Source organism: Pseudoalteromonas phenolica (assembly GCF_044788725.1).
Lineage (GTDB): Bacteria > Pseudomonadota > Gammaproteobacteria > Enterobacterales > Alteromonadaceae > Pseudoalteromonas > Pseudoalteromonas phenolica_C.
Window position 1 is genome coordinate 16312 of sequence record NZ_CP173162.1, and the last position, 24447, is coordinate 40758.

Annotated in this window: 16 protein-coding genes; 10 read left to right on the top strand and 6 right to left on the bottom strand. The window is 40.7% G+C overall.

The window, feature by feature from the left end:
* Positions 1-408 precede the first annotated feature (408 nt).
* The 3 genes from ACH784_RS17715 (at position 409) to ACH784_RS17725 (ending at position 8012) form a co-directional block, all read left to right on the top strand.
* Positions 409-3582: a glycosyl hydrolase family 18 protein gene (locus tag ACH784_RS17715; protein WP_404396025.1), complete on the top strand. Its 3174-nt coding sequence runs from the start codon at positions 409-411 to the stop codon at positions 3580-3582.
* 70 nt (positions 3583-3652) lie between these two features.
* A complete protein-coding gene (locus tag ACH784_RS17720; RefSeq protein ID WP_404396027.1) occupies positions 3653-5239 on the top strand; it encodes a lytic polysaccharide monooxygenase in 1587 nt (528 codons plus the stop codon).
* A gap of 151 nt (positions 5240-5390) precedes the next feature.
* The gene (locus ACH784_RS17725) at positions 5391-8012 is read left to right on the top strand and encodes a glycosyl hydrolase family 18 protein (protein ID WP_404396028.1); all 2622 of its coding nucleotides are present in this window, start codon (positions 5391-5393) and stop codon (positions 8010-8012) included.
* A gap of 534 nt (positions 8013-8546) precedes the next feature.
* Here ACH784_RS17725 and hmpA read toward each other — a convergent pair.
* Positions 8547-9734 carry an NO-inducible flavohemoprotein gene (gene hmpA, locus ACH784_RS17730; RefSeq protein ID WP_404396030.1) on the bottom strand — a complete coding sequence of 396 codons (1188 nt, stop codon included), beginning with the start codon at positions 9732-9734 and terminating at the stop codon, positions 8547-8549.
* 15 nt (positions 9735-9749) lie between these two features.
* Positions 9750-9998 carry a hypothetical protein gene (locus tag ACH784_RS17735; protein ID WP_404396031.1) on the bottom strand — a complete coding sequence of 83 codons (249 nt, stop codon included), beginning with the start codon at positions 9996-9998 and terminating at the stop codon, positions 9750-9752.
* A 237-nt stretch (positions 9999-10235) separates the two neighbouring features.
* On the opposite strand from ACH784_RS17735, the gene ACH784_RS17740 reads away from it, so the two are divergent.
* The 7 genes from ACH784_RS17740 to ACH784_RS17770 all read left to right on the top strand — a co-directional run bounded on the left by ACH784_RS17740 (position 10236) and on the right by ACH784_RS17770 (position 18158).
* Positions 10236-12392, top strand: coding sequence for an ATP-binding protein (locus tag ACH784_RS17740; RefSeq protein WP_404396032.1), 2157 nt, complete (start codon positions 10236-10238; stop codon positions 12390-12392).
* Positions 12393-12510: 118 nt separating this feature from the next.
* Positions 12511-12675 carry a hypothetical protein gene (locus ACH784_RS17745; protein ID WP_404396034.1) on the top strand — a complete coding sequence of 55 codons (165 nt, stop codon included), beginning with the start codon at positions 12511-12513 and terminating at the stop codon, positions 12673-12675.
* Between the two features lie 16 nt (positions 12676-12691).
* Positions 12692-12844 (top strand): hypothetical protein, encoded by a 153-nt coding sequence (locus ACH784_RS17750; RefSeq protein WP_404396035.1) that lies wholly within the window; start codon positions 12692-12694, stop codon positions 12842-12844.
* Between the two features lie 263 nt (positions 12845-13107).
* Positions 13108-15894 carry a collagenase gene (locus tag ACH784_RS17755; protein WP_404396037.1) on the top strand — a complete coding sequence of 929 codons (2787 nt, stop codon included), beginning with the start codon at positions 13108-13110 and terminating at the stop codon, positions 15892-15894.
* Between the two features lie 242 nt (positions 15895-16136).
* Positions 16137-16796, top strand: coding sequence for a DUF5034 domain-containing protein (locus ACH784_RS17760; protein WP_404396040.1), 660 nt, complete (start codon positions 16137-16139; stop codon positions 16794-16796).
* Positions 16797-16898: 102 nt separating this feature from the next.
* A complete protein-coding gene (locus ACH784_RS17765) occupies positions 16899-17495 on the top strand; it encodes an FMN-binding negative transcriptional regulator (protein WP_404396043.1) in 597 nt (198 codons plus the stop codon).
* A gap of 195 nt (positions 17496-17690) precedes the next feature.
* Entirely contained in the window at positions 17691-18158 is a 468-nt protein-coding gene (locus ACH784_RS17770) for a methyltransferase family protein (protein WP_404396045.1), read from the top strand.
* 12 nt (positions 18159-18170) lie between these two features.
* Here the strand turns inward: ACH784_RS17770 and ACH784_RS17775 are convergent, their stop codons facing one another.
* From ACH784_RS17775 to ACH784_RS17790, 4 genes are all read right to left on the bottom strand, one after another.
* Complete coding sequence (locus tag ACH784_RS17775) at positions 18171-19877, bottom strand: HEAT repeat domain-containing protein (protein ID WP_404396048.1); 1707 nt, start codon at positions 19875-19877, stop codon at positions 18171-18173.
* A complete protein-coding gene (locus tag ACH784_RS17780) occupies positions 19874-21721 on the bottom strand; it encodes a hypothetical protein (protein ID WP_404396050.1) in 1848 nt (615 codons plus the stop codon). The genes ACH784_RS17775 and ACH784_RS17780 overlap by 4 nt, the downstream gene beginning before the upstream one ends.
* A gap of 230 nt (positions 21722-21951) precedes the next feature.
* Complete coding sequence (locus ACH784_RS17785; RefSeq protein WP_404396053.1) at positions 21952-23481, bottom strand: hypothetical protein; 1530 nt, start codon at positions 23479-23481, stop codon at positions 21952-21954.
* A complete protein-coding gene (locus tag ACH784_RS17790) occupies positions 23478-24431 on the bottom strand; it encodes a hypothetical protein (RefSeq protein WP_404396056.1) in 954 nt (317 codons plus the stop codon). Before ACH784_RS17790 ends, ACH784_RS17785 begins: the two co-directional genes overlap by 4 nt.
* Between the last annotated feature and the right edge of the window lie 16 nt (positions 24432-24447).

Below are 24447 nucleotides of genomic sequence, written 5' to 3' on the forward strand. Positions count from 1 at the left end.
CCGCTTTTTCTTTTCTTAATTTTTTAATGGAATTTAAGGTTATGAAAAATATAGCTTTTGTGATGCCTGGTAAATAATATTAAGCTGGTCTGATGACTGTGTTCTGTAAAGGTTTTTATTCAAAACGAAGCGTCTCTGATTTTGATAAACCCACATTTCTCTTCATGCGACTTTAGTATATGTTTATGTAAAATATAGAAAATTTCATATAACTTTCATATTTGAATGCTTTTTGTTCAGTTTTGACTCTATTGCTGTTTATTTTTCAAGCGTGAAAATGTCGCAATGTTAAAACTTTGTAATTTTTGATTTATGTTCTAGACTATTTTCGATCCGTTAACGGGTACATATGTAGCTTATAAGTTAATTTATTTCGAGAAACACAATAATTAAAGTCAGGAACTAGTTATGAAGGATTTAAATTTAGTGCGGACAGGTTTTAAACCTTCTGCTTTGGTGTTGGCCATGCTGGGGGCACCCGCCTTTGCTGCTGTCGATTGTACAAGTCTTCCTGTTTGGGAGTCAGGCAAAGCTTACACTGCTGGTATGCAAGTTCAGCAAGAAAAAGTAGCTTATAAAGCAAATTGGTGGACCCAAAATGAGCCTAAAGCTCACTCAGGTCAATGGCAGGAGTGGACTAAACTTGGCCAATGTGCTGGGAATGTACCTGTTAACGAAGCGCCTCAGGTGACTCTATTAAGCCCAGCAAATGGTAATTTATTGAACGAAAATGACAGCGTTGCCATTTTGGCCGAAGCCAGTGATATCGACGGTCAAGTTAAGCAAGTTGAAGTCTATTTAGACGGTCAATTATTAACTACGCTCAATACTGCCCCGTTCGAATTTAATTGGACGGCTGTGGTTGGTGAGCATGTATTTTATGCAATTGCACAGGATGATGACGGTGCGCGAACGGAGTCGGCACGTCATTCTGTGACAGTTCAGAAGAAATCAAATGAGAACCGAGCACCGGTTGTTAGCTTAGCAGCAACTTTACCGTCAGAGTTAGAGGTCGGCTCGCAAGTGACATTTAACCTGAGTGCGTCAGATGCAGATGGTCACGCAGTTACGCAAACACTGACAGTTAACAATGAAGTGGTTGTAAATAGCACAAAAGGGTCGGAGCAATATGTTTGGGCACCTACTGTTGCGGGCACTTACACGTTCACACTGACTGCTAAAGATGAGTTGGGTCTTGCAGCTACTCCAGTTGAGCGTGTTTACATCGTTAAAGAGAAAGGCGACCCAATTACAGGACATGAAAACTGTCGTCCAGCAGGCCTATATCAAGCGCAAGGTGTACAACCTGCTTACTGTGACATTTACGATACAGAAGGCCGCGAGAAAATGGGGGCGGATCACCCACGTCGTGTGATTGGTTACTTCACAAGTTGGAGAAATGGCGCGAACGGCCAACCAAGCTATTTAGTAAAAGATATTCCTTGGGATAAGATCACCCACATCAACTATGCGTTTGCACACGTGAATGCGGCGAATGAATTAAGTATTGGCGATCCAAATGCAGCCGGCAACGCGGCTACCAACATGACTTGGCCGGGTGTTGAAGGCGCGGAGATGGATCCAAGCTTACCGTATAAAGGTCATTTCAACTTATTAAACAAATATAAGAAGCTATACCCAGACGTGAAGACCATGATCTCTGTTGGTGGTTGGGCTGAAACAGGTGGTTTCTTCGATTCAAATGGTAATCGTGTGAACAGTGGTGGTTTCTATACCATGACTACCAATGCTGATGGCAGTGTAAACCATGCTGGTATCGACGCATTCGTAGCAAGTGCGGTTAAATTCATCCGTGAGTATGGCTTTGATGGTGTAGACATTGACTACGAATATCCTTCATCAATGAAAGACTCAGGTCACCCTGATGACTTCCCAATCAGTAATGCCCGTCGTGCAGGCTTAAATGCTTCTTACGATGTGTTAATGCGTAAACTTCGTGAAGCACTCGATGCGGCAAGTGCGCAAGATAATACACACTATATGCTAACCATTGCGTCACCATCTTCCGGTTACTTACTGCGTGGTATGGAAACATTCCAAACAGCTAAATATCTAGATTTCGTGAACATCATGTCTTATGACTTACACGGAGCATGGAACGATCATGTTGGTCATAACGCAGCGCTTTACGATACAGGAAAAGACTCAGAGCTTGCACAGTGGAATGTGTATGGCACTAAAGAATTCGAAGGCATTGGTTACTTAAACACTGACTGGGCTGCGACATACTTCAGAGGTGCGTTACCAGCAGGTCGTATCAATATCGGTTTACCTTATTACACCCGTGGTTTTAGAGATGTTCAAGGCGGTGAAAATGGCCTTTGGGGTCGCGCTGCTTTACCAAACCAAGCTGATTGTGCGCCGGGCACAGGTGTTGGTGAAAAGAATAAGTGTGGTAATGGCGCGGTTGGTATCGATAACTTATGGCATGACACTGTTGATGGCATAGAAGTACCAGCGGGTAGTAACCCGCTATGGCACGTTAAAAACCTACAAAATGGCATTACGCCAAGCTACTTAGGTGTTTATGGTCTAGATCCGGTAAATAACCCTGAAGACAAAATGGTGGGTACTTATACGCGCCATTATGACAGCGTTGCCATTGCGCCTTGGCTGTTTAATGCGCAAAAGAAAGTGTTCTTATCGATTGAAGATGAAGAGTCAATGAAGACCAAGCTTGATTATGTGGTCAATAAAGAGCTTGGCGGTGTAATGTTCTGGGAACTTGCGGGTGACTTTGACTACGACACTCAAAAAGGCGAGTACTTCATGGGTAGCACTATGACGCGTCTTGCTTATGACACCTTCAACCAAGCATCTACACCTTATGGTGCGCACTTAGGTGACGGTGCATTTGTACCAGCAGCGAAAGCGGTTGATATTAAGTTTGAGGCGAAGAACTTCCCAGTTGGCGATGATAACTACCCAATTCGTCCAACTTTCGCGTTCACTAACAACTCACAAATTGATTTATCTGGTGCAACGATTTCATTCAATATTCCAGTCTCTACCTCAGCAATCTTTAAGTCAGATTGGAATGCGCAGAAGAAGTTAGGGATGAAGATCGTAACCAATAATTCAAATGCTGCAGGTAATAATATTGGCGGGTTTGAGAATGAATTCCACCGAGCTTCAATCACACTAACCAATGAATGGGGTGGTGCGGCTGAATCATTCAAGCCGGGTGAAACGGTCAATGCGCAAGTGCTTTACTACATGCCAATTACCGGTCCGGTTAACTTCACGATTGAAAAAGATGGTGCCTCGTATGCGTTTGCAAGCGAGTATCCAAAACTACCAATCGCGACAACACCTGACACAGGTAACCCAGGTAACGGTAACCCAGGTAATGGCGACCCAGTTACTGGTACGTGTAATGGGGTAGATGTTACCACCATTAATACTTATCCGAACTGGCCGCAAACTGATTGGGCGGGTAACCCGAGTCATGCCAACTCAGGCGATTACATCATACACAACCAAGTCGTTTTCCAAGCAAACTGGTGGACATCAAAAGAACCAGTTGATGGCGGCGATTGGAAACAAGTGTGTGCTTTGTAACTCAATCATTTAATTAAAATTTACTTAATCAGAATTCTAAGGGGCTGCTTGCCAGCCCCAAGGAGCTATCATGAAAAAATTAATGTTATCGGCTATTGCTGTGGCAATGGGCCTAGGGTTTGCTGACTCTGTTTCTGCCCATGGTTACATGGACAACCCTAAAGCTAGACAGGCTATATGTGAAGAACAAGGCGGGTTTTGGTGGCCAAAAGACGGCAGTAATATTCCCAATGCCGCGTGTCGTGCTGCTTACCAAGTAAGTGGGCAAGTGCAGTTTATACAGTTACATGAATTTGCAGCCAACGTAGCTGATTACTTAAATCAGGCGGCAGTTGAAGCGGCTGTGCCAAATGGTGAGTTATGCTCAGGTGGCGATGTAAATAAAATCGGTATCAACACACCATCTGTGGATTGGCAGCGAACTGTTGTTAAACCTAATGCAAACGGCACCATTAAAATTCGCTACCGCGCTACCACACCTCACAACCCAAGTTTTTGGCAATTTTATATTTCAAAACCGGGCGTTGATATTCACGCACAACCACTCAATTGGGCTGATGTAGAGCTTGTTCAAGAGCATGGCAACGTGGATTTCTTTGTCGCACCAGATGGAAAGCGTTATTACGAAATGGATGTGGCCATTCCTGAGAAGTTCAATGGTGAAGCCATTTTATTCAGTCGCTGGCAGCGTAACGATGTGGTAGGTGAGGGCTTTTATAACTGCTCTGACATTACCATTGAACGAGTCACAGATCCTAACCCAATTGAATGGCATGCAGCAGGTTACTTCATCAAACAAGGGCAAGAAGCCAATGCTGGCGATACAGTTTGGTTGCGTTTATTTGATGCCAACGGCCAAGAGCTTATTCAGCAACAATTAAAAGTTGCCGCTGATATGCCTAATTGGCAGCAACAATTGGCAGAGCAAGTCAGCCTAGACTTTGCCCAATTGATCCAAATTGGTATCAAAGATGTGCAAGGAAATGTGCAGTTTGATGGTCAAAACTTGCTTTCAAACCAAGTGTTTGTAACTGATAAAAACCACACCTTTAATTTATCTATTGTCGCGGCACCTAAAAATACACCGCCTACGGTACATACTCCATCAGCACTGATGCTGGACGAAAATACCACTGCCCATCTTCATGTTCATGCCTTTGATGATGAGCAGCCAACACTTAGTTTTGTTTGGGAATTACCTGCACCGCTAACGTTTACTGGCAGTGGCTCAACCATCACAGTGAATGCGCCAGAAGTGACTGCCGATCAGCAATTTACAGGTTCAGTCACCGTATCTGATGGTGAGTTTAGTAAAACAGTGCCTTTGACTGTCAATGTGAAAGATAAAGTCACGACACCACCTGATGGTTCAAAAGATACATGGCGCGCTGATCAAGTTTATACCGCAGGTCAAACCGCTATTTATAAAGGCAAAACGTATCGCGCCAAATGGTGGGTAAGAGGTGAAACGCCAGACAGCTCTCAAGCGTGGGAGTTATTGAGCAAAACCGGTGACAACGCTGATGTGAATGAATGGCAAAGCACAAAAGCTTACACCACGGGCACTACAGTGAGCTTCGAAGGGAAAACCTATCAAGCACGTTGGTGGACGCAAGGGCAGCGCCCGAGCTCAAACAACGTATGGAAACAACTTTAATAACCATTAGAACGACCTAAAGCGCTGAGATGCTCGCTTTTAGTAAGCAAATATGAATGAGAGATGTGCGAGCGCATCACGATTTCAGTGCTTGTTAATGAGCTTAATATCGAAGCGTGGCGGGAAACACAACAATTGAAGGAACTATATTATGTTTAAAATTTTAACCTCAGCAGTCGCGGTCGCGACAGCCATCAGCGCAACAACGGCGGTCGCAGCACCAGCTACACCGAGCTTAAGTTGGGAAGATCAAAACTATTCGTTTGTTGAAATTAACCTCGATGGTCGCGGTTCATACAAACAGCTGGTTAAAACCAAAAAAGAAGTACAGATCAACATAAAATGGAATGCATGGTCTGGCTCAGCAGGCGACACTTATAAAGTTTATTTTGACGATCAAGTGGTTCACCAAGGCCCTGTAGCAGCAGGTTCAAACGGTGGCACAATTTCGTTCCCTTACACAAAGTCTGGCCGTCACGATTTACGTGTTGAGCTTTGTGATGCAACAGGGTGTTCTAAGTCAGCTGCAAAACCGATTGTCATTGCAGATACAGACGGTGGTCATCTTGCGCCATTGGCGATGAATGTTGACCCAAATAACAAAACGTATCCGAAACAAACAGACACTGTGGTTGGTGCTTACTTTGTAGAGTGGGGTATCTACGGTCGTGACTATGATGTAACTAAGATCCCTGTCGATAACCTAACGCACATTCTTTATGGTTTCATTCCAATCTGTGGTGAGAATAGCTCACTAGGTGAAATTGAAAATGGTAACAGCTTACGTGCGCTTCAGCTTGCATGTGGCGATTCAAAAGATTACGAAGTCGTAATTCATGATCCATGGGCTGCAATACAAAAAGCATTGCCTGGTATCAACAGTAAAGACCCAATTCGTGGTACTTATGCCCAGTTAATGGCGCTTAAACAGCGTAATCCAGATCTTAAAATCCTTCCTTCTGTAGGTGGCTGGACACTTTCAGACCCTTTCCATGGCTTTACGGTTAAAGCAAACCGTGACGTATTCGTTAACTCAATGAAAGATTTCTTAACAACGTGGAAATTCTACGACGGTATCGACATTGACTGGGAATTCCCTGGTGGTGGCGGTCCAAATGCTAACCTAGGTAGCCCTGAAGATGGCGCAGCTTATGTTGCACTTATGAAAGAGCTACGTGCCATGCTTGACGGTCTAGAGGCCGAAACAGGTCGTAAATATGAGTTATCTTCAGCGATTGGTACAGGTTACGACAAGATTGAAGACGTTGATTACAAGCAAGCTTCTCAGTACATGGATTACATCTTCGCGATGACCTATGACTTCTTTGGTGGTTGGAATAACGTAACTGGTCACCAAACTGCACTTTACTGTGGTTCACATCTAAGCGCGGGCGAGTGTAATGGTACAGGTGTTGATGACCAAGGTAACCCTCGTAAAGGTCCTGCTTACACAATTGATAATGCAATCAAGTTACTGCTTCAACAAGGTGTACCAAGTAAGAAGCTAGTAGTAGGTACGGCTATGTACGGCCGTGGCTGGGAAGGTGTTTATCCACAAAATGCGACGATTGCTGATAACCCTATGACAGCACCGGGTAATGGCAAGCTGACAGGCACTAAAGCGCAGGGCGTTTGGGAAGCGGGTGTCATTGATTATAAAGGCGTTAAGTCTTACATGATCGGTGCCAACGAGCAGGGCGTGAATGGCTTTGAAGTAGGCTATGACGAACAAGCACAAGGCGCATACGTGTGGAACCGTAGTACAGGTAAACTAATCACGTACGATAGCCCACGCTCAGTAAAGGCAAAAGGCCAATACGTGCGCGCTAACAACCTAGGTGGTTTATTTGCATGGGAAATCGATGCAGATAACGGCGATATCTTAAATGCAATGCATGAAGGCTTAGGTGCAAGTGATACGCCAGTCGATCGCGCACCTGTGGTTACTTTGGTATCAGAGGTAACAATCGACTCTGGTAAATCTGCAACTGTCTCAGCGACAGCGACTGATCCAGAAGGTAAAGCAGTGTCTTTCCAATGGTCTGCAGATCCTGCATTAACGCTAACAGCGAATGACGCAAGTGTGTCTGTTGCTGCCCCAACAGTCACAGTAGACAGCGTTTATACCCTTAGCCTTAAAGTGTCAGACGGTAAAAACGACGTAAACCGTCAAGTTAAAGTGATTGTTAAAGCACCGGCTTCAGATAACAAAGCACCTGTTGTTGGTACTGTTGCGGATGTCACGGTTGACGAAAAAGCATCTACTTCACTTTCTGTAACTGCCAATGACCCTGAGAACCAAGCGCTGACATACACTTGGTCAGTACCAGGTCATACAGTAACGGGTTCTGGTAGCTCAGTAACATTAACGGCTAACGAAGTGACTGCAACTGAAACAGTACAAGGTACAGTAAGTGTGAGCGATGGTGTTAATACGGTTTCTCGTACTTTCAACGTCACAGTCAATAACCTTGCTGATACAGGTAAAACAACTTGGGATGCCAATACAGTTTATGTTGGCGGCGACTTAGTTTGGTATGAAGGTAAGCAGTACAAGGCACGCTGGTGGACTCGTGGTGAAAACCCATCAACTAGTTCAGTTTGGCAAGAAGTAGCAGCCCCAAATGATGGCAGAGTAGACAGCAATGATTGGAGCGCAAGTAAAGCTTATACCGGTGGAAGCACCGTTACTTTTAATGGTGAGCAGTTCCAAGCACGTTGGTGGACACAAGGTGAAGAGCCATTACAAAACAGTGTGTGGCGTAAGCTTTAATATCTACTGACTTCTCATCGTACGGTGGAGGTGAATTTGCTTCTATTACATGCTTTGCTATGTGAAAGAAGCTTATTTACTTACCACTATTTACGCCCTATCTAAGTACGATGAGCAATCAAAAAGGTATGTTTACTTATCGGATGAAAAAGCTTGGAGTTTGAAGCCAAGCATTTTCAGAAGATTACTAATACAGAGTTTCATCTTGAGGCAAGGATGCCCTTTATCTAACAAGCATTTTTATTTCGAAGAAATTTTAAGATCCCGAATTTCATAATGTCATTTTTGATGATTTTCAGTTAAAGAAAACAAAACTTATTCATTATCAGAGAGGAAGAGATTTAATCATTTTTCACATCTCAAAAGCGATTTAAGGCCCAAATCTTAGAGCATCTATAAAACATGTGTTGAAGTATTTTTATTGGCCCGTTCTGGGCAACTGGTGCAAGGGACTGCACTTTTTTACTTAAGCCTATGTAATTTGCCATCAAAAATACATTTTGCGTATTCTCGATGGCAAATCTTTATAAAATATTAAAGTTGTGCATGAGGACCAAATACCTCATAGTGAATTCGGCTACTACAGACTCCAAGTTTTTCTAGCTCAGTTTTAGCAAATTTCATAAAACCAACAGGTCCACATAAATAGAAGTGACCGGTTTGCTTAGGAAGCTCGATGTGAGCAAAATCGATTAAACCTACAGATTGATTTTGCTGCAAAGTGTTAGCTTCAACTTCTCTAAACCAAGTATGGTGGGTCCATTTATTTTGTTCACACAGGGCAGCTGTGCGCATTGCAAAAGAGTGTTGTTGTACGTTTTCACAAGCGTGTAGGTAGGTTACTGGATGCGGATATTTAATATCGGACTTAAATTCAAGCATAGATTGCATTGGAGTTACCCCAACACCCGCTGAGATAAGTACAACAGGGCTTTGTTTATCAGCAAAATAAAAGTCACCGACCGGAGCGTGTAGGTCAACCACATCACCTTCATTTAATTCATCATGTAAATAGTTAGATACTTTACCTTGGTGTTCACCTAATTCACGCTTAACGGAAATACGATAGCTTTTGCCATTCGGTTTATCAGACAAAGAATATTGGCGAATTTCAGTGTGTTCGAATTGTTCGCTTGAGATTTCTATACCTAGATATTGACCTGGCCTAAAGTCTGCCACCGCTTGCTCGTCCACAGGCATAAAAACAAAACTGGTTACTAATGAAGATTCTGCTGTCTTGCTCGCTAATCTGAATGCTCTTTTTCCTTTCCAACCCCCAATTTTATTGGCATTCTCTTGGTAAATGTCAGCCTCACGGTTAATAAATATATCAGCAAGTACCCCGTATGCAGTTGTCCAAGCGTCTTCTATGTCAGGAGTGAAGTCAGCACCTAATAATTCTCTAAAAGTCTCGATTAAATGGTGCCCAACAATGTCATAATGAGCGGCTTGAATGTGAAAGCTTGTGTGCTTATTGGCAATGCGCTCAACTGCGGCCTTTAAAGCACTCAAATTATCAATATTTTTTGCGTAGGCCAAAATAGCCTCAAACAACGCCACTTTTTGCCGACCTGTGTGTTGGTTACTCATGTTAAAGATATGCTTGAGTTCTGGGTTTTCTCTAAACATTCGAGCATAAAAGTGCTCAGTGATGGTACTGCCACCTTGTTCAATAATAGTTGATGTACTTTTAACAATATCTATGTGTTGTTTGGTAAGCATGACTTTCCTCAAAAATTAAAAACTACGATGACCTAAGTGGTATGCACCAATGCAGCGAACTACGTAGGCCACTTTAAATAACGCGCTAAAAACGATGGTTGCGATATGACTACCAATTTGAACGGGTAGTGAGAAATGCTCTGAAAACGAGAAGCTGATCGCCAGTGATGTGACAGTAAGCAAGAGCAAAATAATCATGGCGCTGCTACCGAAAGTTAAACAATGCTGATAAAGGTTAGGTGTTTCAGAATAATTTTGTTTCATAAAACGCTCTTCAATTAAACGCGACAGAAGAGACAAAACAAATTTAATGCCAATCTTTAAATGATTGATTTCATGTGGCTTTTGTTTTTTAAATAATATAAGTGAGTTAATTTGACTTAGTTATGAGTGTGTCAAAAAGACCTTATTGGTGTTTTTTGATTTAGACTTTAGTTGGATTGCCAAGCTGATCCGCGCTAGACTTCATTTTTGGTGTTAAATAACTGTTTAAATTTGAATATGAAAGCCATTGCTGTTGTGTTTTTCGCACTGTTTAGTGTCGGTGTTTTTGCTTCTAACCAAGCCTTCGACGAGTTTAAAAAAAAGATTGAAGGGCAAAAATCACCACAGCAACGCTCTGAGCTGCTAGTTATTGCAAATGAACTGTTAGCAAGTGAAAGTTTAGATGAGTTACAAACGGCCTTTGTACTTCATAGAGCGGGCCTTATTTGTATCAGAGAAGCTTGTTTTGACAAAACAGAACAGTATTTGGCGAAGTTAGAGCAGTTATTAACGACATTTGAGAGTTTAGAGTATTCAGGAAAGTTAAATTTATCCCGTGGTAACATGGCGATAACTAGGGGGGATCACTTTGACGCGGTAGATTACCTAATTCAAGCAGCTACTTATTTTGATGAAGCACAGCTATTTACTTTGTCATCTCATGCAAACCGTTTTCTATCACATGCTTACCAAAAGCTAAACAAATACTCAGATGCAATTATTGCATTAGATGCAGCTTTGTCCGCAGCGCTTAAATCAGAAAACGTACAATTAGAGATGGCCGCAGCAAGGCAAAAAAGTGGCTTATATACCAGTTTGGATTTAGTTGAAAAATCTCTCGAAATTCAGATCCAACAGATACAGAAAATTCCCTACCTTCCGAAACAAGCGCAAGAATTTTGGATGAACGACACATTTTGGGGACTGGCTGAAAGTTACGCATCGCTTGGTGATTATCAAAAAAGTTTAGATTACTTCAGCAAGGTTTACGAAAAAGATAAAAAGTTAAGTGGTAAGCAAGATATTGCTATCACTTTAAGAAGAATGGGCGAGCAGCATGTATCAATGGGTCAGTTTGAACAAGCCAGTGTCTATTTCCAAGAGTCCCTAGATATATTGACAAAATTGAACATTCCACTGGCAGTCATAGGTACGCAAATAGATCAGGCTAATATGTACCTTCGCCAAGGGATGCTAGACCAAGCACAAAACGTGCTAGAAAGTATTCTTTCGCAGCTAGATCAAGAGAAAAATATTAATCTGTTTGTAAGGGCTAGTTACTTATTGATTGACGTTTATCTTCAGAAAGAAATGTTTGACAGAGCAGTGCAGCAGCTTCAGCTTATTGAAGGCTCTAAAAATAAAGAGGCACAACAATATTACGGATTTTTATCACAGGCATTACAAGGTTTAGGTGATTTTGAAAATGCCTTTGCTGCTCAAAATCAGATGCATCTAGCTTATAAAAATCAGATGCAAGAACAAGGAAGCATTAAAACTTTGGTACTTGCTTCTGAATCAGAGTATATCGCTGGCCAATATGAGTTGAAACAAGCCAAAGCAGAGCAGGCTTTATTGAAAGCTGAACAAGCACTTACGCGCTATATTGGCTTTTCAGTTGTGGCAATCTTACTGTTGGTTATTCTTGCGGTGTTAATTTTTACAAGGCAGAGAAGAGCACGACTAGAACAAGAAGCAAAACATCTAAACCAAGCACTTGAACTGAAAAAGCAGCTCTTGGCCGATGTATCGCATGAGTTGAGAACTCCATTGGCCGTACTGAAATTGCATTTAGAAGCACTTGAACATAATTTGGTGTCAGATCCACAATCAACGTATAAAGTATTGAATCAAAGGCTTGATAACCTAAACCTGTTGATCTCAGATATCTACGAGCTAGCTCAGGCTGATACTGGTACTTTGACATTGCAGCTTGAAAGCGTGCCTGCGGATGAGTTATTTAACGAGCTTGCCGGCCAAGTTGAAGATATTCTTTGCGAGCATGACTTACATTTAGAAGTGAAAAAAGTTGATACCCCTTTATCGGAGCTATCCGTTGATAAAGCAAGGTTACATCAAGTCATTGCCAATTTAAGTAGAAACTCTATTCACTATACAGATAAGCCCGGTGAGGTGTGCTTTGCATTATCGCAAACGGAGAGTGACGTCATTCTTTCGTTTTCAGACTCGAGTCCAGGTGTTTCAGAGCAAGATCTACCACACTTATTCGAGCGTTTATTTAGATGTGATAAGTCTCGTAGCCGTGACCTTGGAGGTTCTGGGCTTGGCCTTTCAATATGCGAAAAAGTGATCGAAGCACATGGTGGTCGAATTTCAGCTGCACAAAGTGAATTAGGTGGCTTAAAAATCGAAATATCTTTACCTAAGCAATAGTAATATAAGCCTTTTTAAGACTTTTGGATTGTTTAATATCTAATCAATCTAACCATGCTATATTTATTAATCTGAATAAGTGTTAATTTTATGTTTCATCAACTATCTAAGGAGAAGAATGATGAAACTATCACTTAAGAAAAAATCCCTAAAGTCACTTCAACAACCATTAGCGAACAAACAACTAGTGCAAGCTGCAACGCCGCAGATTGCGGGTGGTGCGAAGCGTACGGAGTTCACTCATCCGTTTGTTTGTACGTCTTTTGTTGGTTATACCTGCTAAGTTTAAGGAGAATGTTATGCTAAAGCTAAATAAAAAGAAGTTGAAAAACCTATCTAGAGACAAAAAACAGTTAGACGATGCTCAAACTCCAGCGGTTGCTGGTGGTGTAACGACATCAAGAGCGTGGTGTGTTACGACGGGTCTGTGCTCTGATACACAATACTGCTAAATATTAATTTCTAAAATTTGAATAATGTATTTAAAAGAGGCTCAGCCTCTTTTTTATTTTTACAAATAAGTAACTGATATTAAAGTGTTTAACTAGGCTATTTGTTGTTTATAAAGATATTTGACACATTGGTTTTGTAAATAGGGTGTATGCTTAAATATAAAATTGCATACAATATATTGCATTCTTGTTAATCTGCTGCTTTAATAATTGACGTTTGAACAGTGGGTTCAGGCAACAAATAAAACAGGTAAGGAAAAGCAATGAAATTAACAAAATCAGCCATACTGGTTGCAGGCTCTCTCTATGGTATGACCGCTTTTGCAATGTCAGCACCGCAGACGCAACAGGTAAACTCTATACAAAGCGCACACCAGCATCATCATGGTGTAGAAAGCAAAACGCATATCGAAAATGCACCAACGGCAGAATCTCAGCACACAGTGCAACCCCAGATGGTGCAAATGAGTGCGTTTTCAACTTCATCAACTCAGGCTGCAGCAGTGTGCGATGTGAATGCTTTAGCGACCACAAACAGCACCACACTAATAAACGAAATAAAGTCTCAAGGTGTGCAGTGTGTCAATGAGTTGTTCTCGGCATCAGATAATATCCAAGCTACTGCATTTGATTCAAACAACATGTATGCGGTTGCAAATCATGTCAAAACACTGAGCCAAAACTATCAAGGTGGCGGTGACGTGAACATTGAAGCCCTCTTTTTATATTTGCGTGCAGGCTACTTTGCCGAGTTTTATAACGACCAAGTCACGTTTGCAACCTGGGTAACACCTGCTGTAAAAGGCGCTATTGATGCCTTTGTAAACAACAGTCACTTTTATGATGATAATGATGCCCATGGTAAAACTTTGTCAGAGGTTATCATCACCATGGATAGCTCAGAGCAGCAAGATGTCTATTTACCTGTGATCACCCAATGGTTAACTCGCTGGAATGAAAGTTATGCAGGTAAATGGAATATGCGTGGTGCGGTAAATGGCGTATTTACTTTGCTTTTCCGAGGTCAATGGAACAATGAATTTAAGGCTAAAGTAGGGACTGCAACTGATTTGGTTGCTGCGCTGAGAAAGTTTACTACTAGCACTTACATGATCAATTCAGATGCGGAATTTATGTTAGCGAATGCAGCGCGTGAGCTTGGCCGTCTCAAGCAATATGCTGGTACTGCGATTCAATCTTCGGTTGATGCGGGATTAAACGATATCTTTAGCCGCTACGAGATGGTGGGGTACGGTGATGTCGCTTGGTTAGGCGCAGCAGATACCGCCAGTTATTATAGTGATTGCAACGACTATGGAATTTGTAATTACGGCACACAATTAGAAAGCCAAGTGTTATCGCAAACTTATACATGTAGTAGCACCATCAAAATCCGATCGCAAAACATGACAACAGAACAACACCAAGCAGCTTGTAGCAAAATGGGATATGAAGAGGGATATTTTCATACCAAATTAGCGACCAACAATGTACCTGTTGCCGATGACTATAATGCGCAGTTGCAAGTCAATATCTTTGACTCGAGCACCGATTATGGCAAATACGCGGGAGCAATATTTGGTATCGACACAAATAATGGTGGTATGTATTTAGAGGGAGATCCGTCACAGCCTGGCAATATTCCGAATTTTGTTGCATATGAAGCCAGCTATGCCAATCCAGATCATTACGTTTGGAATTTAGAGCATGAATATGTGCACTATCTTGATGGTCGTTTTGATTTATATGGTGGTTTTAATGCGCCTACCGAAGCTGTTGTTTGGTGGAGTGAAGGGGTTGCTGAATATGTTGCTAATGAAGATAACAACCAAGCAGCCATTGATACCATAAAAGATGGTTCAACTTACACGTTAGGCACTATTTTTAACACGACTTACGACGGCTTTGACCAAGATAGAATTTATCGTTGGGGTTATTTAGCGGTGCGCTTTATGTTTGAGCGTCACTTAGATGAAGTTAAATTGATGCTAGCCTCAACTCGAGCTGGTGACTGGGCGGCTTATAAAGCTCGCTTAAACAATTGGGCTGTAGATTACGATGCTGAATTTACTCAGTGGACGCAACAATTAGCGAACGGTGGTGGCACAACAAATGAAGCGCCGGTAATTGTTCATAATGGTCCTTACACGGTGAATATTGGTGAGCAGATCAACTTCTCAAGTGCAGGCTCTTATGATCCTGAGACCAGTATTTCGAGCTTTAACTGGGATTTTGGCGATGGCACATCAAGTTCATTAGCAAACCCAGTTCACACTTATAGTGCTGCAGGTGATTACATAGTTACCCTTACTGCAACAGATTCTGAAGGATTGAGCCGAACAGAGTCGACAACGGCAAAAGTGCTGGGTGATACAACACCAAACAATCAGCTTAAAAATGCTGAGCCGAAATCGATTTCGGGCGCGCAAGATGCCATGCTGAAGTTCACTTTTGAAGTACCAGTAGGTGCAAGCAACTTAAATTTTGCCTTAAGTGGAGGAACGGGTGATGCAGATCTATATGTGAAGTTTGCTGCGGAACCGACGATGTCAGACTTCGATTGCCGCCCGTACTTAAGTGGTAATAATGAAAGCTGTGACGTAAGCAATATTCAAGCAGGTACCTACCACGTTATGGTATACGGCTATAACAGCTTCGAGACAACGCTAACGGCAAGCTATACTGCTGGCAGCGGCTATAACGTACCAGATGCGTGTGCAACTAGCACAGCCATCACCGGCGGTCGTTTGACTGAAGGTCAAGTTGCTTGTTTAGCAGAGCAAGGTGAAATTTGGTTAAGCCTTGAAAATGTCAGTGGTCAAAATAGCATTGCTATTACTTCTGCCAATGGCTCGGGTGATTTAAGTCTAGAGTACAGTAATCAAGGTTGGCCTAATGGTAGTAATGTAGAAGCTTCTTCTAGCAACACTGGAAATGGAGAGTGTATTTATCTGACTAATCAAAGCCAATATTGGGGTTATTTAAAAGTATCAGGTAATGCGCAAGGGGCTTCTATCGTGGTTGATTACAATGCGCCAAGTTGTCGCTGATTTGCATTGAGAAGATACTTTATAACGCAGTTATATTATTAGCGCTGAGTTGTATCTTTAAAATATAAATGGTTACCCCCAGAGCAAAGACCAAAACCGGAGTGGGTTTTGGTCTTTTTTATGTAAAAATCAAATAAGCTTACAAACTTGATCAGAATGAAACTAATACCAATGCGCTTTGCGTTGAATTCGTTTGTGATCAAAAATAAAAACTAAATAACTTAGCTTGAAAGGATGCACCTATGAAACGTTATTTATTAGTTTCTGTAGCTTTTTTATCTTTAATCGTTGGCGGCTGTGGCAGCGATAAAATTGAAGGACCAGATGATACTTGCAGCGGAACAAGTAAACCAGAGTATGTTATTAAGAGCTATACTCTGAGCGTATTTAGTTCAGATCCTCGTGGCGGATATGTTGGGGGAGATACATATGAAAGCGCGGATCCAATCGACTTTGGATCTTTTATCCTAAAACTAGACATAGAAAAGAACACGCTCGCTGAGCGTTTTGACAAAAGCTTTGATTTTTCTCTGATGAGTAAAGCGTATGCTTGCTCTCCAGTTTTACCTTATACACAGCAACGTATTTCAAGTATTAACATTACTTCTAGTGCAGCTTTCAGTGATGATTTACCTGCTGGAAGCAGTTTAAATGATGTTTTTGATGTAGTGTATTTAGACTATGTACCTACACCTTATTACACCAAAACTGCCGATAGTATTGATTACTTCTCAGTATCAGAATTCATAGCGCAAGATGATAATATACCCGCTGAAATCACCCAATTGGCGCTTAATACAGAGCCTTCTTTTAAACAAAATCATGTGTTTTTCTTAGAAATTAACTTTCATTCTGGAGAGCAATTTTTACTGGAATCGAGAGAAATTAGCTTTCAGGAATAATACCAATGCCCTTTTCTGGTCTAGCTATGTTTTTATCTCTGGTTGATTTAAGTTAGACCAAAGTTATTTAGTGTTACTTCATTGAAATTAAGGAGTAACACTATGTATATCCCAAAGAATCTTCAAATGGCAGCATGCTCAGCCAATCAATTTATACATCAAAATGGCTTTGGTTGCCTTGTTTCGCCTGACTTAACTGGGTCACATCTGCCTTTTCTGTTTGATGAAAAACACAATGTGCTTTACACACACCTAGCTAAAGCAAATACGCATTGGCAAGGGTTGGCAGGACAGGAAGTGCTGATTATTTTCTCAGGTCCTCATGCTTATATTTCTCCAACTTGGTATGACAAAGGTCCTGCTGTGCCAACTTGGAACTATGTTGCAGTGCATATCAAAGGTAAGGTTACTGTGTTAAACGAACTCGACACACTAAATGTGGTTAATCGAACGGTTGAGAAATACGAACCGGCATTATTGACTAATACCAGGGTATTCAACAGTGAGTTTAATAGCCGTTTAGCCAAAGCCATTGTTGGACTTAAGATTGATATTACAGACATTGAAGGGAAACAAAAGTTAGGACAACAGCGCACTCAAGCAGATCAACGCGGTGTGTTTGAAGCGCTGCAACAGGGTAATCTTGAAGCGCAATTACTCGCTGAATATATGAAGAAACATGAAATTGGTTTAGGTTAATACCAATCCTTAATAATACTTAATCATTTTGAGGGACTAAAGCTGCCGCTAACTGCGTTAAAAATTTCTCATTTAGAACAACTAAATAGCAAAATTTTTGCCTGGTTATCGACAAGCTTTCCTTGCCTCAAAATAGATCACTTAATTAAAAGGATTGGTATAATTCAATAACAATTCGAAATTTAATAATTCGTTATGCACTTCTTAGACAATAAAATTCCACCTCCTGTTGTCGCCGTTTTTTGTGCGGTGGCAATGTATTGGTTAGCGCATTCTAAGTTTGCGATATCAATAGATACTTTTGCTTATATGAAGATAGAAATTGCACTGACACTTTTGTCAGTTGCAGTTTTGGTAGCCCTCTGTGCTATTTGGTCTTTTAAAAAAGCTCAGACCACGATCAGCCCTACTAAGCCTCAAAATAGCGCTGCTTTAGTGACGACAGGGGTATTCAAATATACCCGTAACCCTATGTATGTTGCTGTTGCTTTGAGTCTTTTTTCATTTGCTGTGTATTTGGCAGATGCCTTATCACTCGTTGGGGTGGGAGTGTTTGTTCTATATATTTCTGAATTTCAAATAAAACCAGAAGAGCGTATTTTGAAGGAGAAGTTTGGTGCGCCTTACGAAACTTATTTAACTAAGGTAAGGCGCTGGATTTAAAGAGTGTAGTTACTAACCTTTATTTTCTTTTGCAACTGGTTTGGCATGAAGCAGCTTCACAATGGCTTTAAAATTACGCTTAGATTTTTCTGTGCGTAGCGCTTGTCTAAGTGTTTGTTTTACGCCATCGTTTTTAGGCTGCTTAGCAAGTGCATTAATCGCGGCATAGCGTACAGCATCATCGGTATCATTCACTGCAAGGTTAAGCACTGAATCACTGATTTTAGGCTTCATCTCATAATTACCAAGAGCTGAAAGCAAGGTTTTAGTATTTCTGCCAGAATGGCGATTGAAATGCTTTTCAAGGTTTTGATAAGCAGTGTCACTTTGCATCATACCGAGTGCTCGAATAGATGCCTTCTCAACACGTGAACTCGTATCCGTAAGATAGTTATCAATAAGTTCAACATGTTGTTCATTTCGACTGTTACCCAGTGCAGAGATTAAGTCAGCAGTTTTATTTTCATTTTCACTTAAGGTGATATGTTCAACAATAGCTTGGCTAAGTTGCTGTGCCGTAGCTGAATCAACACGGTTATTGAGTAAAATTCCTAAGGTCATATAAAAACTTGAGCTGACCTCTGCATCTTGACTTAAAAAACCGTCATTTAATAAAGCAAGCAAATTGTCTGTGGCTTGTTGCGATAAGGCATGATGGCCCTGTGTTAAAGCTCGAAGTGCTCTAAACTGGGTCTGTGGCTGCTTTTCTGTACCAAGGAGTAAGTTACTTAATAGAACTTGGCTTGAAGGCGTATCAAGCTGGCCGAGCGCATTAAAAAGACGCATTTGCGCGTTATCAGAAATTTGATTCGTTAAGATAACCCCTCGGAGTTCGCCAATAACTGCATCATATTTTTTTAGCAATAATGCTAATGTGTGAGCATCAATTTGTGTGATGTCTTGTTCAGTTACAAATGCCAGTAGCTCGCGCTTCAACTTATCTTTTTCAGCTTGTGATAACTCAACTTGATTACTTTGCCAAAGTGATAAATCGTCAGACATTGAAAATAGTGCTGTCTCGAAAGGTTGGTTCAGCTTCTTTAATTCAAGCCTTTGCTCTGATGTAAAAGTTAAATCTTGACCAACCAATTTCAGCTTTTCGATACCTGATCGTGTATCTAAAAAACAGCTTGAAGGGGTAATGAGTTGCTCAGACTTTAAAACATCAATATGCGAAAAAGCATTCAAAGCTTGCTTATTTTTATGCTCATAGTTGATTTTAGCAAAACTTAAAAACTGCTCTTTTTGTTGATAGTTAACGCGATACTCGCCTAACGTATCGGTTTCATTCTCTATTTTAGATAAATCTTTTTGATACTGCAGATAGTAAGCAAGCCCTTTTAGTTGGTCTTGAGATTGCTCGTCTAACTCGTCAGCAAAGTAAAACTCAGTAATTAACCCAAGTTCATTCAGTTTAAAAGCAAAGGGATGCTGATAGTTCGGCAGGGGCATTTCAGTTTGGCCTTGCACAGACTTTACCTGATCGGCTTTAATTGCCCACCAATTTTTGTCTTTACCTTTTTTTACCGAAATAACAGAGAGCTTACCTTGAATTTCGATGTCACTTTGTTGTGCTGGGCTGTTGAGTTTTGTGTAGTTGAAGCTGGTAAATGATTTTACGTTAAAATCAAACTGCGGCATACACGATGCTTGCACTTGTATACTTGCAAGCGCCATAAAAGGCGCTGCAAGCAAGGATAATCGACATGATAGGATCATATTTCGATTTCATCCTCTTTTTTGAATAATGTCCAAGATTTATTATAAACACTCTTGGTTTGATATAACCATAGGTCATATTTGGTTTTCTTTTTACCACAAGGGTATGGGATACCCCATTTTTTACACCACTTTACACCTACTGTTTCAGCGTATAAGCCAAATTTACCTGAAATAACATCTAAGTCATTTTTAAGCTCAATGCCGTAGTAGATATGTGGGTTTTTATTACCAGAGCTAACAAGTGCAAAACCCGCGTTCGATTCTAATGCGAAGGTGTTGTCAATCAAGGTTAAGATTGCTTGAACACCCGCAGAAACTAATGCTAAATCAATACCGCCGCGACCAAAAGCACCAAAATCAACGTGGAACAAGTCACCTTCAGCGTATAATTCGGCGTTGTAGCCAACAGTAAGCTCAAAACCTAAACTACCGTTTACACCTGCCTCAACACTCATAGGGACTGGGCCGATAGTAAAGCGCGCCTTTGCAAGCACTTTTTCTTCTTCCCATTTCTTTTCCCAAGACTTTTCATATTTCGCAACGTATTTTTCATCTTCAAAAACCACGTTATTGAAGATGATCATCTCTGATGCATAGCCAGTATTGTTTCCACTTACATAGGCACTACCGTCGTATGAAATGCTGAATAAGGTGTTTTGAGCATTAAAGAAGTATGCCTCAACAGTACCTTCACCAGTCACTCGGCCACCGATGTCACCTGCAGGAACAATAAAAAGTTGTCCATTTAAGTCTACGCCAACACTGAATTTTGATTTTTTACCGTAAGATTTATCGAATGATTTTTCTAATTTAATATTCGCTAATCCAACAGCGTATTGCGGACTGTTTTTTGCCACGCTTTGTGGCTCTTCAACGTCATCTCCTGCATAGAAATACAGCGGGATTTGCGTTTCGACGATATTGTTGTCAGTGATTGTTTCGGCGTTATCTGACAAATCAGTCAAGGTGAAACGTACTTGCAGGTTTTGTTCTTGAGACGCGTCGTGGTCATCATGGATACGCTTTAGTAGTGCATCTTCAAGAGCAATATCAAAACCAATGTGTTCATCGTGCAGACCAAGGGTAAAATCATGCAGCATCACGTCTTCGTATGCTTGAGTTTGCGCATTCCAAAAATGGGTTGCTTCCCAGTTGCCGTTAACCATGACTTCGGCTTTGATGCTGGTTGAACCAAGCTCAGAACCTTCATAGTCAGCTTCAATAAAACCTACTAAATCAGAATGATGATGACTTGTGCCATTATCCACAGTTGGTGCATCTAGGATTAACGCTTCTTGACCAAATTCAGCAGCGAGCAATTTGTAATCATGATTTTCTAATACGCGAACATGGACGTCGGCAAATGGAAACTCGCCATCAGCAAACGGTTCATGGTCGACAGAAGGGTGGTTATCGTCTTCGATGTCTTCAGCATGATCATCGTGTGGGTCGATTTGCGCGATAATGTGGTAATGACCGCCAATTAAGTCATTTGGGATCGTAATCTCAGTTTCAAAGCTGTGTTTACCTTCAGAGACTTGCGTAAGCTCTAATGCACCGACTTTATGTACTTCTTCAATTTCGACTTCGTCTCCGCTTTGCTCATCTAATTCAGCAGCATGCAGAAGGTAAAAATGCACATCTACGTCAATGTTGTTGAAACCAGCTATTTCAACATCATAAAACGTCTTTACGGTTTGATTCGGTTCTAATGTATCAAGTGGACCAGTTGATATTTTAGTCACAGCAATGTTGCTTGGTGTGTCATTACTGCCGAGCTCACAACCTGATAAAACAGTGAGCATGGCGCCAGCAATTAAAGAAGTCGTAAAACGACGCATAATTGATTCCCTAGTATGAAGTTTTCCAATAATTTATTCTACGGAGCAATTATGGATAAAAAATGAATTAACGTAAAGTTAACAATTTCTGTGAAGTCTTAGTTTTAATGAAATTGCTACTCTAATAAGCATGAGAGGTAAATTGAAAATATGGCCCGTACCTCTTTGTATAGTAAGTATTTGTTCTTCTCTAATATCCCGAGAATATGGGCCATAGATTTTAATTCAACTTATTTGCATGCTTGTGGCTTAAAGCTATGTGCATCTTCAAAAATGAACATAAAGTCAGTTGTTCTTGGTTTAAAACCTTTTTCACTTTCAGAGTAAAAACCACCACTAGCATGACAATTCATGCATGAAGAGTTTTTGAAAAAAAGTTTTTTATCAGGCCCTAAGGGGGTATTGCCAGGCTGTAAGAATGTTTCTAGTAATTCGTTAGCCAAAAATGTAGGAAACGGGGATTTTCCTGCAAAATTAAGTAATCTTCCAGGGTAGCCATCAATAACTGGGTCTGAATTATCAGTAGTAAACTGAGTGCCTATTAGGTTGTAATACTGCAGTACTGAGTTTTCAGCGGCTAGTTTACCTTGGACAAACTGATTAACCCTTTGAGTGATAGGCATTATATTATCAATTCGTTTAACTTGTGTTGGTCCTTTTCCGCCATTTGCAACGTTCACAGGACAAGTAGGACAGTGAGGGTTGGTAAACATTGGATTTTGCCCATCAACACTATTTATATGTGAAAACGTAGAGAATACCCAATTTGGTGATGTGTTTGTTTTATGCGCAATATGAAAAGCAACGACCCCGAGTTTCTTCTGAACGACTTTTGCTACTTTACTTTGTTCACCATTTTTTAAGTTATCGTAAACGACGACATCTTTTTCAACATGAATAAACTGACTCGGATCATCGTTTTCTGAGAGCACCTTCCATGCTACCTTCAATGTAATACTTCCCGTCGTATCTCCATATTTATAATTTTTGAGATCTGGAATTAAATTGCAAACTTTATCTGATGAATCACCAGGGCAATTGACGTAAGAACCAAGTGCAACATTGAGCTTGCCTATTTTGTTAAGGTAAGCACTTTGGCCTTGCAAGTGATAGAGAGGCATATTCGTGAGAATATTGGGAGTTGTGATTAACTCAAAGAGGTTAGGAGACACAAGTTTTTGATAATAAACAGGCTGGTTGGCTTGATCTACCAGAATAGCATCTTTTAAATCCATTCCACTAGGTGCAACCTGGCTGATAGCGCTGAGTTCAGGGTTTAAATTAGGGTTGTTTTTAAAACTCCACGGCTCAGGTGTACAACCATTTTCTAAAAAAATGCTATCAGTATCTCTCCAATGTAACCAAGTTGGTTTTTTACAATTATCGCCATCACAAATAGGTAAATTAGTTTTAGAGATAGAAAGGTCAGAATTGACTGCTCGGTTTAGTACAACGAATTGTGCCCAAGAAAAAAGGTCATATTGGTTTTGTAAAAAGCTTATCTTTTTTACATAGTCAGGATCTGTTTTGGAAAGTGGTTTTAAGTTTTCACATCCCTTTTGATAATATGCATCGGCAGGTAAGTATTTTAATTGCGTTATATCTTGGGGTAAGCGCAGCGTTTTGCTGTTGTAGTCACAAGATGATTTTCCAGCCAACCAATCAGGAAAATGAGCATAGGTTTGTTCTTGGTTTGTGTTTTTAGCATTTGCCGAAACTGATACAAATAATAATACCAATTTTAAAAGATTTAGTTTCATCCTAGGAACCTTCTTTTTGGGGCGGGACTCGAGTGTAAGTAGCTCTTTAAATTAATTTTTTTATCTTCGAAAATTGAAAACTTTGTATAAAAAGCTTTATCGTTAGGGTTATTTTCCAACCAGTCAACTAACTCTATGAGACGCTTGTAATTTTGCTCTCCGTGACAAGTTTCTATCACTTTTTCGATAAAGGCTTCATTTACATAATTTTCAGACTGGTTTCTTACCCATGGAAGTTCTAATTCAATTTTCTTGGATAGTACTTTGTCAAAAGACAGGCTAATTTGTATCGTGTCTGTAAGTTGTTTAGCTAATTCTAATGCGCTATGTAGTTGAGCATAATCACCTTGCCAATTGATGCCTTCCAAAAGAGGAATTACTTCATCAGCGGCTAAAGTGATAGTGAATTTGGCCTTAAGTGCGTCTCTGGCATAAGTAAAACCAATATGGTTTAACTTTCCAAAAGACAGATTAGTAGTGATCTCTTTTGCAGTTTCTAAATAATCAGGTGCAAGCGAAAGAAAAGTGTGTTCTATCGCCTTATCGAGTTTTTCACCATAAACATAGCTGTAATGCTGTGTGCTTACATAAAAAGTAGGTATTTCAGGGTAGTGATTGCGGCTCCAATCAAAGCTTAACCATAAAAGTTGAACTGCGTTCAGAGGTTGGGCAACTTTAAGCTTTTTTAAAAAGTCAGTTATTCGATTGCTATTAGCATTATCGCTGGAATAAAAAAGCTTTTCTAAACTCCTAATAGATGAGTCACTTGTGTCATAGGCAACTAAGAAGTCACAAGGATGAGCAAGCTCTGCGGCTCGGTATTCATAACATACGCCTTTTGTTATTTGTGGTGGTTTGTCGGCTAATTGCTTGGTCGCATGTTGATTATTTTGATTGATTAAGTGGCCATGTGATTCACACAGCATTTGATGCAAGTCAGATAAAGTCATTGTATTAAAAAGGGGC